Annotated in this window: 12 protein-coding genes; 8 read left to right on the top strand and 4 right to left on the bottom strand. The window is 64.9% G+C overall.

The annotated features are described in order from the left end of the window. Positions 1-23 precede the first annotated feature (23 nt). Genes V7E26_RS27270 through V7E26_RS27260 form a run of 3 tightly spaced genes read left to right on the top strand, consistent with a single transcriptional unit; the run spans position 24 to position 2867 of the window. Positions 24-725 carry a Tim44/TimA family putative adaptor protein gene (locus V7E26_RS27270; protein ID WP_324422338.1) on the top strand — a complete coding sequence of 234 codons (702 nt, stop codon included), beginning with the start codon at positions 24-26 and terminating at the stop codon, positions 723-725. Beyond that, on the top strand, positions 703-2277 hold the full coding sequence (locus tag V7E26_RS27265) for an MltA domain-containing protein (RefSeq protein WP_442893490.1): 1575 nt from the start codon (positions 703-705) through the stop codon (positions 2275-2277). Before V7E26_RS27270 ends, V7E26_RS27265 begins: the two co-directional genes overlap by 23 nt. Beyond that, entirely contained in the window at positions 2274-2867 is a 594-nt protein-coding gene (locus V7E26_RS27260; protein WP_324422332.1) for a Smr/MutS family protein, read from the top strand. The genes V7E26_RS27265 and V7E26_RS27260 overlap by 4 nt, the downstream gene beginning before the upstream one ends. 36 nt (positions 2868-2903) lie before the next feature. Here V7E26_RS27260 and hslU read toward each other — a convergent pair whose 3' ends face one another. From hslU to hslV, 4 genes are read right to left on the bottom strand one after another with little or no spacing between them, the layout of a single operon-like run. Continuing rightward, a complete protein-coding gene (gene hslU / locus V7E26_RS27255; protein ID WP_324422330.1) occupies positions 2904-4205 on the bottom strand; it encodes an ATP-dependent protease ATPase subunit HslU in 1302 nt (433 codons plus the stop codon). A 52-nt stretch (positions 4206-4257) separates the two neighbouring features. Then, positions 4258-4869: a DUF2585 domain-containing protein gene (locus tag V7E26_RS27250; protein ID WP_324422328.1), complete on the bottom strand. Its 612-nt coding sequence runs from the start codon at positions 4867-4869 to the stop codon at positions 4258-4260. Next, complete coding sequence (locus V7E26_RS27245) at positions 4866-5351, bottom strand: GNAT family N-acetyltransferase (protein WP_324422334.1); 486 nt, start codon at positions 5349-5351, stop codon at positions 4866-4868. The genes V7E26_RS27250 and V7E26_RS27245 overlap by 4 nt, the downstream gene beginning before the upstream one ends. Before the next feature lie 16 nt (positions 5352-5367). Beyond that, positions 5368-5919, bottom strand: a complete 552-nt coding sequence (gene hslV / locus V7E26_RS27240; RefSeq protein WP_324422326.1) for an ATP-dependent protease subunit HslV — start codon at positions 5917-5919, stop codon at positions 5368-5370. Positions 5920-6110: 191 nt separating this feature from the next. On the opposite strand from hslV, the gene hisB reads away from it, so the two are divergent. From hisB to hisF, 5 genes are all read left to right on the top strand, one after another. Next, positions 6111-6704 carry an imidazoleglycerol-phosphate dehydratase HisB gene (gene hisB / locus V7E26_RS27235; RefSeq protein ID WP_324422324.1) on the top strand — a complete coding sequence of 198 codons (594 nt, stop codon included), beginning with the start codon at positions 6111-6113 and terminating at the stop codon, positions 6702-6704. 39 nt (positions 6705-6743) lie between these two features. Beyond that, positions 6744-7277 carry a DUF2628 domain-containing protein gene (locus tag V7E26_RS27230; RefSeq protein WP_324422322.1) on the top strand — a complete coding sequence of 178 codons (534 nt, stop codon included), beginning with the start codon at positions 6744-6746 and terminating at the stop codon, positions 7275-7277. Beyond that, the gene (gene hisH / locus V7E26_RS27225; RefSeq protein ID WP_324422321.1) at positions 7274-7924 is read left to right on the top strand and encodes an imidazole glycerol phosphate synthase subunit HisH; all 651 of its coding nucleotides are present in this window, start codon (positions 7274-7276) and stop codon (positions 7922-7924) included. Before V7E26_RS27230 ends, hisH begins: the two co-directional genes overlap by 4 nt. Then, the gene (gene hisA / locus V7E26_RS27220) at positions 7921-8661 is read left to right on the top strand and encodes a 1-(5-phosphoribosyl)-5-[(5-phosphoribosylamino)methylideneamino]imidazole-4-carboxamide isomerase (RefSeq protein ID WP_324422319.1); all 741 of its coding nucleotides are present in this window, start codon (positions 7921-7923) and stop codon (positions 8659-8661) included. The genes hisH and hisA overlap by 4 nt, the downstream gene beginning before the upstream one ends. Positions 8662-8671: 10 nt before the next feature. Continuing rightward, the coding region (gene hisF, locus V7E26_RS27215; protein WP_324422317.1) for an imidazole glycerol phosphate synthase subunit HisF at positions 8672-9422 on the top strand (751 nt) is incomplete at its 3' end.

Below are 9422 nucleotides of genomic sequence, written 5' to 3'. Positions count from 1 at the left end.
TAGAACCAGAAAGCGAATACGACGTGGATATCTACACCATCATCTTCCTGGCGCTGGCGGTCTTCATCTTCCTGCGCCTGCGCAGCGTCCTCGGCCAGCGCACCGGCAGCGAGCGGCCCTATGACCGCGCGGCGCCCACCGTCGCGCAACGGACCCAGGACAATAACAACGTCGTTCCGATGCCCGGCACCGTGATCGACCAGTCGCCGCTGGCCCCGAATGCCGAGGTTGCGCCGGCCGATCGCTGGAAGGGCATTGCCGAGCCGGGCACGGCGCTGGCCGCCGGTCTCGATGCCATCTCCGCCCAGGACTCCTCGTTCGATCCCGGCCACTTCCTCTCCGGCGCGCGGAGCGCCTACGAGATGATCGTGCTGGCGTTTGCCAATGGCGACCGCCGTGCGCTGAAGGATCTGCTGTCGAGCGAGGTCTATGACAGCTTCGAGACCGTGATCAAGGATCGCGAGAAGCACGAGCAGAAGACCGAAACTCGGTTTGTTTCGATCGACAAGGCCGAACTGGTGAACGCGGAAGCCCGTGACCGCGCGGTGCAACTCACCGTTCGTTTCGTGTCGCAGATGATCTCGGTCACCCGCGACAAGACCGGCGCCATTGTCGACGGCAATCCCGACAAGGTCGCCGACATCACCGACGTCTGGACCTTTGCCCGCGACACGAGCTCTCGCGATCCGAACTGGAAGCTGGTTGGCACTGGAAGCGCGGCCTGAGACGCAGAACCTTTTGAGGCTCGCGTTCGGCGCGATCGCTTTGGCGCTGTCGCTCGCGCCGGCGGATGTCTTTGCGCGCCACGGGCGTCAGCCAAGGCATGCACATCCTCCGCCTGCCCGGCACCTGCCATATCCTGAGCTCGACTTGCCGCTTCAGATCGATGGCGGCCAGTATGCGCCGCTCGCCTGGTCCGAGATTGCGGGCTGGAGCGAGGATGACCATCTCGCCGCCTACAAGGCATTTCGCGTCAGTTGCAGGCCGATAGCGGCGCAGCAAAAGCCGCCTGTTGATTCGAAGGCGCTCGGCACTTCGCTGCGCGATCCCTGCCTCGTGGCCAAGGGCCTCGAACTATCCGACGGCGCCAGGGCCAGAGCGTTTTTCGAAGAGCATTTTCGGCCCTTGCGAATCTCGCGGCTGGGCGAAGGCGAGGGTTTTGTCACCGGCTATTACGAACCCATCGTCGAGGGATCACGGACCGAGAACGAGGTTTACAAGGTGCCGGTCTATCGCCGGCCTTCCAATCTGTTCGTTCGCGGCACCACCCAGAACTCCGCCGGTCTGCCCAACAAGGGCCAGGTGTTTCGCAAGATCGGCCGCCGCAAGCTGGTGCCCTATTACGACCGGGCCGAGATCGAGGATGGCGCCATCGCCGGCCGCGGCCTCGAAATCTGCTATCTGCGGAATCAGACCGATTTGCTGTTCTCGCAGATCCAGGGCTCGGCGCGGGTCAGCCTCGACGACGGCTCGACCGTTCGCATCAACTACGATGCACATAACGGCTTTCCCTATACGGCGGTCGGTCGCATCCTGATCGATCGCAACATCATCCCCAGGGATCAGATGTCGATGCAGAAGATCCGGGAATGGATGGAGCAGAATCCGAACGAGGCCGACGAGCTGCGGCGGCAGAACCGGTCCTACGTCTTCTTCCGCGAGGTACAGCTTTCCGACAAGGACGAGGCGGTCGGCGCGCAGGGCGTGCCGCTGACGCCCGGCCGTTCGATTGCGGTCGACAAATCGCTGCACGTGTACGGCACGCCGTTCTTCATCGAAGGCGAACTGCCGATCGAATCGGAGCTATCGAAGACGCCGTTCCGGCGGCTGATGATCGCGCAGGACACCGGCTCGGCGATCGTCGGGCCGGCGCGCGCCGATCTCTACTTCGGCGCTGGGGCTGACGCCGGCAAGGTGGCCGGTCGCCTCCGCCACAATGCGCGCTTCGTCATCCTGGTGCCGAAGAGCCTCGACCCGATGTCGCGCGGCCGCAAGCTGCCGGTTCCAGACGACCGGCCCTCGGCGAAGATCGCAAGGCTGTTTCCGCAGACAGCGCCATCCAGCGGCCAGAAGAACCTTGCGAAGCCGCCTGACGTGACCGCGGCGACCGGGACCAGACCCCCGGCGCAGACTTCGCCGCCCGCGTCCGCGCCCGCTCCAACGGTTGAGACCGCCGTCGCAAAGCCGGTACCGTTGCCCGAGCCACGGCCAAAGGTCGAAACCATCTCGGTAAAGCCGCATCAACGTCAGCTGCGCCGATATCGCTACCGTCGATGAAACGAAGGTCGCAGATCCCCGAATTGCCCGAGCCGCCGCGGCGCAAGCGTGCCCTCAGCGAGGAGGAGCGCGCGCTCTGGGAAAGCGTCGCCAAGCAGGTCAAGCCGCTGCGCAAGCGGCATCGCGTCGTGAAGCCTTCGATGGCCCCGGTGGAAGCTGCTCCCCACGCTGCGCCGAAAGTAGCCGCACCGCCGAAGCCCGGCGCGCCAGTGCGAATCGTCGCTTCGCCAAAACCATCACCGCCGCCGCCGCTGGCGCCGATCGGCCGCCGCGAGCGCTCGCATTTGTCGCGCGGCCGCAAGGAGATCGATGCGCGGCTGGATCTTCACGGCATGACGCAGATGCGGGCGCATCGGGCGCTGTTCGGCTTTCTGCAACGCGCGCACCATGACGGGATGACCTTCGTGCTCGTCATCACCGGCAAGGGCAAGATCGGCGCCGAGTCCGAACGTGGCGTATTGCGGCGCCAGGTGCCGCAATGGCTCGGCCTCCCGGAATTCCGCGCGCTGGTGGTTGGCTTCGAGGAAGCCCATATCGGCCATGGCGGCGAGGGCGCGCTCTATGTCCGCGTCAGGCGCGCGCGATTTTAGAACGGCCTCCGCGTTGGCGGAGACGACGGTCTCGTCCTACAGAATAAACCGGCTCAGGTCCGTATTCTTGGCGAGGTCGCCGATGTGCTTCTGCACGTAGTCGGCATCGACCTTGAAGGTCTCGCCATGACGGTCCGGCGCGGAGAATGAAATCTCGTCGAGCACGCGCTCCATCACCGTCTGCAGCCGCCGCGCGCCGATGTTCTCCACCGTCGAATTGACGGCGACCGCGATATCGGCCAGCGCGTCGATGGCGCTGTCGGTGATGTCGAGGGTGACGCCCTCCGTCTGCAGCAGCGCGACATACTGCTTGATCAGCGAGGCCTCCGGTTCGGTCAGGATGCGGCGCAGGTCGTCGCGGGTCAGCGCTTCCAACTCGACGCGGATCGGCAGGCGGCCCTGCAATTCCGGCAACAGGTCCGACGGCTTTGCGATATGGAAGGCGCCCGAGGCAATGAACAGGATGTGGTCGGTCTTGACCGCGCCGTGCTTGGTGGTGACGGTGGTGCCTTCGATCAGCGGCAGCAGGTCGCGCTGCACGCCCTCGCGCGAGACGTCGCCGCCGGCGCGGTTTTCGCGAACGCAGATCTTGTCGATCTCGTCGAGGAACACGATGCCGTTATTCTCGACCGCGGCGATCGCTTCGAGCACGAGCTGGTCGCTGTCGAGCAGCTTGTCGGATTCCTCATTGACGAGGATTTCGTGCGAGCCCTCCACCGTCAGGCGGCGGGTCTTGGTCCGCCCGCCCATCTTGCCGAAGATGTCGCCGATCGAAATCGCGCCCATTTGCGCGCCCGGCATGCCCGGGATCTCGAACATCGGCATGCCGCCGGAGGACTGCGTTTCGATCTCGATTTCCTTGTCGTTGAGTTCGCCGGCGCGCAGCTTCCTGCGGAAGGAATCGCGTGTCGCCGGACTGGAGGCGGGGCCGACCAGCGCATCCAGCACGCGTTCCTCGGCGGCCTGCTGCGCGCGGGCCTGCACGTCCTTGCGCTTGCGCTCGCGCACCTGGATGATCGCGACCTCGACGAGGTCGCGGATGATCTGCTCGACGTCGCGGCCGACATAGCCGACCTCGGTGAATTTGGTCGCCTCGACCTTGAGGAACGGCGCCGCGGCGAGCTTTGCCAGCCGCCTTGCGATCTCGGTCTTGCCGACGCCGGTCGGCCCGATCATCAGGATGTTTTTCGGCAGAACCTCCTCGCGGAGGCTGCCGGTGAGCTTCAGCCGCCGCCAGCGGTTGCGCAGCGCGATCGATACCGCCCGCTTGGCGTCGGCCTGGCCGACGATGAAGCGGTCGAGTTCGGAGACGATTTCACGGGGAGAAAAGTCGGTCATGGGTCCTAGGTAGGCGTCCGGTGTTGCGAGAGCAAGGCGTGGCTGGAACGCCTCAGATGATCGGCGGGCCACTCTGCCATAGCTTGATTGCCTCGAAGGGATGAATCAGCATGATGATGTTGAGCGTCAGATTGTCGCGAATATGCAGCGCCATCACGAGCTCGAACAGAATCGCAAGCGCCACGGTGATGCCCACCGGCAGCTTTTTCGCCAGCAGGAAACCGCCGATCATCGCCAGCGAGTCCGAGATCGAGTTCACGATCGTATCGCCGAAATAATCCAGCGAGATCGTGCCGGCACGGTAGCGGTTGATGATCCAGTCGGAATTCTCGACCAGTTCCCAGCCACCTTCCACCAGCATGGCAAGGATCAGGCGGCCCTGCCAGGCGAGGCGAGGGAACGCAAGGATCGTCGCGCCGTAGAACAGGATGCCGTGCAGGATATGCGACAGCGTGTACCAGTCGGCGATGTGCTGGGAGTTCTCCGAACTCTGCACCACGCCATGCCAGAGCTTGACGTAGCCGCAGGCGCAGATCGGCAGGCGTCCCATGCCATAGAGGATCGCGGCCTGGCTTGCGAGAATGGCGGCGGCGATCGCCAGCCACTGCCAGGCGGAAAGGGTGCTGGCTGGAGGTGCCTTGTCGATACTGCTGGTCGAGGTCATGCGTTGCGGACCATCAGGAGGGCGGGGCCATCAGGTGTATCGACCATCCCGGACTTTTCAAAGCCCGCTTTCTCATAGGCGCGAACGGCCCGTGCGTTGGCCGGATCCGGATCGGTGACGATGCGTGGCGCGCCGTCGCGCAAGCGTTCGTCGACGAAGGCGCGAATGAACGCCGAACCATGGCCGCGTTCGATCATGCCGGGCTCGCCGATGAACTGGTCGATGCCGCGGGTGCCGTCCGGATGCTCGCCAAAACCCGAATTCCACGCGGTCAGCGAATAGCACTGCAGATAGGCAAAATCGCTGCCGCCGCTCGAGACGATGAACTGGTCCATGGCGGGTTCGGAAAGGTCGCCGCTGATCAGCTCATACTGTTCGACCGCATCGCCCCACCATTGCACGACATGCGGCTCCGCGAGCCAGCGGCGGACCCGCGGCAGATCGGCTGCCGTCATCGGGCGGAACAGATAGTCCGGCGCGATCACCCGGCGGCTCCCGCTAGAGCGTCTCGATCGTGACGTTGCGGTTGGTGTAGACGCAGATGTCGGCGGCAATGTCGAGCGCGCGGCGGACGATGGTCTCGGCGTCCTTGTCGGTGTCGACCAGGGCGCGGGCGGCGGCCAGCGCATAGTTGCCGCCCGAGCCGATCGCCATCACGCCGGATTCCGGCTCCAGCACGTCACCGGTGCCGGTCAGGACCAGCGAGACGTCCTTGTCGGCGACGATCATCATCGCCTCCAGGCGGCGCAGATAGCGGTCGGTCCGCCAGTCCTTGGCTAGTTCGACCGCCGCACGGGTCAATTGCCCCGGATACTGTTCCAGCTTGCTCTCCAGCCGCTCGAACAGGGTGAAGGCGTCGGCGGTGGCCCCGGCAAAGCCGCCGATCACGTCGCCCTTGCCGATTTTGCGGACCTTTCTGGCGTTGGCCTTGATGACGGTCTGGCCGATCGAGACCTGGCCGTCGCCGCCGATGACCACCTTGCCGCCCTTGCGGACCGTCAAAATCGTCGTGCCGTGCCAGATCGGCAGGTTGCTTTCAGTTGCTTGCATGGATTGTCCTCGTTCCCGTCAGATTTAGGGGCTGGCGGGGAGGGTTACAATCGCGCGTCGGAGCCCGGATTCCGGTCACCATAGACCGAACTTGGGCTCCCTGGGTGTCATCCCGCAGTAGCGAAGGTGACATCGGCCTGTTAAAAGGGCCGCGATTTCGGCCCCCAAGCGGCCAGAGGGAAGCAGTTTTCATGCGCACAGCGTCCATCAAGCGCAAGACCAAGGAAACCGACATCGAGGTGGCGGTAAACCTCGACGGTACCGGTGTATCAAAGGTCTCGACCGGCATCGGCTTTTTCGACCATATGCTCGATCTCTTGGCCCGGCATTCCCGCATCGACATCACCGTGAAGGCGGACGGCGACCTCCATGTCGACCACCACCACACCACCGAGGATGTCGGCATCGCGCTCGGCCAGGCCGTGAAGCAGGCACTCGGCACCATGGCCGGCATCACCCGTTATGCCTCGATCCACATGCCGATGGACGAGACACTGTCGCGCGTCGTGATCGACATTTCGGGCCGGCCGGTGCTGGTGTTCAAGGTCGAGTTTCCGCGCGACAAGGTCGGTCAGTTCGACACCGAGCTGGTGCGCGAATGGTTCAACGCCTTCACCATCAACGCCGGCGTGACTTTGCACGTCGAGACCCTATATGGCGAGAACAGCCATCATATCGCCGAATCCTGTTTCAAGGGTCTGGCAAGGGCGCTTCGCGCCGCGGTAGCGATCGATCCCCGCGCGGCGGGGGAAGTGCCGTCCACCAAGGGTCAGCTCGGCGGCTGATTTCCTGTTCGCGTTTTTGGGTCGCGGCGGAGAGGTTCGATGCCGGTCTACACAGTGCATGCTCCGGTAGCCAACGGCGCCGATCTTTCGGCGGCCGACAGGTATGTCTTCGTTCGTGACGGCTTCCATTTCTGGGCGGCGGTCGCGAGCGTGATCTGGCTGTTGTGGCACCGGCTGTGGCTGGTGTTGGTCGGCTGGATCGTTCTGATGGTCGCGCTCCAGTTCGGCATGGCGGCGCTCGGCGCCAGCCGCGGCACGATGTTCGTCGTTAACGTCCTGATTGCGATCCTGATGGGCCTGGAGGCCGCCAGCCTGCGACGCTGGACGCTGTCGCGGGGCAAATGGCGCCAGCTCGACATCGTGGTGGCCGACGACGAGGAAGCCGCCGAGCACCGCTTCTTCGAGCGCTGGGCCGGCGGACACCGCGGTCTGGTCAACGACCAGCGGTCGGTCGATCGCGGCGCGCCGCCGCCGACCCGCAACATTCCGGGCCAGCCTTTCTCCAAGCCGCCGCCGCCATTGCCGCAGGGCGGCATCATCGGCCTGTTTCCCGAGCCGGGAGGGCCGCGATGACGGTAGCGATCGTCGATTACGGCTCCGGCAATCTTCACTCGGCGGCAAAGGCGTTCGAGCGGGCGTCGCGGAGCATGCAAGAACCGCAGAAGGTGATGGTGACGCGCGACCCTGAAACGGTGTACCGCGCCGATCGCATCGTGCTGCCCGGTGTCGGCGCCTTCGCCGATTGCCGACGTGGCCTGGACGCGGTGGACGGCATGCTGGAGGCGATGACGGAAGCGGTGCGCGTCAAGGCGCGGCCGTTCTTCGGCATCTGCGTCGGCATGCAGTTGATGGCGACGCGCGGCAAGGAGCATGTCGTCACCGAAGGCTTCAACTGGATCGAAGGCGACGTCGAGAAGATTTCGCCACGCGAGGAAAACCTGAAGATCCCGCACATGGGCTGGAATACGCTCGACCTCTTGCGCGAGCACCCGGTGCTGGAGCGCCTGCCGCTCGGGCCAAAGGGCCGCCACGCCTATTTCGTGCACTCCTATCACCTCAACGCTTCGAACGAAGCGGATGTGCTGGCATGCGCCGACTATGGCGGGCCGGTGACGGCGATCGTCGGCAAGGACACCGCGATCGGCACGCAATTTCATCCCGAGAAGAGCCAGCGCTTCGGCCTCGCTTTGATCTCGAATTTCTTGAAGTGGAAGCCGTGATTCTCTTTCCAGCCGTTGACCTGAAAAACGGTCAGTGCGTGCGCCTCGAACAGGGCGACATGGCGCGCGCGACCGTGTTCAACCTCGATCCCGCCGCGCAGGCGCGCTCCTTCGCCGAGCAGGGATTCGAATATCTGCACGTCGTCGATCTCGACGGCGCCTTTGCCGGCAAGCCGATGAACGCGCTCGCGGTCGAGGCGATGCTCAAGGCCGTCACGATGCCGGTGCAACTCGGCGGCGGCATCCGCGATCTCGAGACGGTGGAAGCCTGGCTCGACAAGGGCATCACCCGCGTCATCATCGGCACCGCGGCGGTGCGCGATCCCGAACTGGTGAAGAGCGCGGCAAGAAAATTTCCCGGCCGCGTCGCCGTCGGGCTCGACGCGCGCGACGGCAAGGTCGCCGTCGAGGGCTGGGCCGAGACCTCGCAGGTCACCGCGCTCGAAATCGCTGAACGATTCGAGGATGCCGGCGTTGCCGCCATCATCTTCACCGACATCGCCCGCGACGGACTTTTGAAGGGCCTCAACCTCGATGCGACCATTGCGCTGGCCGAGTGCATCTCGATTCCCGTGATCGCCTCCGGCGGTCTCGCCTCGATCGAGGACATCAGGGCGATGCTGGAGCCGCGCGCGAAAAAGCTCGCCGGCGCCATTGCCGGCCGTGCGCTCTATGACGGCCGGCTCGATCCCGCCGCTGCGCTCGCGCTGATCCGCAACGCGCGCGCCGCGGCCTAGGAGACCAGAGATGTTCAAGGTTCGCGTGATCCCCTGTCTCGATGTGAAAGATGGAAGGGTGGTCAAGGGCGTCAACTTCGTCGACCTGCGCGATGCCGGTGATCCGGTCGAGGCGGCGATTGCCTACGACGCCGCCGGCGCCGACGAATTGTGTTTCCTCGACATCACTGCGACCCACGAAAACCGCGGCATCATGCTGGATGTCGTGCGGCGCACGGCGGAGGCCTGCTTCATGCCGCTGACCGTCGGCGGCGGGGTCCGCACCATCGAGGACATCAAGACGCTGCTGCGCTCCGGCGCCGACAAGGTCTCGATCAATTCGGCCGCGGTGAGCAACCGTGAATTCGTCAAGCAGGCGGCGGAAAAGTTCGGCGAGCAGTGCATCGTGGTCGCGATCGACGCGAAGCGGGTCAAGCGCGCCGGCGGCTCCGACCGCTGGGAGATTTTCACCCATGGCGGCCGCAACTCCACCGGGATCGACGCCATCGAATACGCGCAGGAGGTGGTATCTCTCGGCGCCGGCGAGATCCTGTTGACCTCGATGGACCGCGACGGCACCCGGCAGGGTTTCGACCTGCCGCTGACCCAGGCCATTGCGGACAGTGTTCCCGTACCGGTTATTGCCTCGGGCGGGGTCGGCAACCTCGACCACCTCGTCGACGGAATCCGGCAAGGCCACGCCACCGCGGTGCTGGCCGCCTCGATCTTCCACTTCGGCGAATTTACCATACGCCAAGCCAAGGAGCACATGGTGCGGGCCG

Origin of the sequence: Bradyrhizobium sp. (assembly GCF_036735945.1) — a bacterium.
Lineage (GTDB): Bacteria > Pseudomonadota > Alphaproteobacteria > Rhizobiales > Xanthobacteraceae > Bradyrhizobium.
Note: the sequence above shows the minus strand (reverse complement) of the source record. Positions and strands in the feature narration are given on the sequence as shown.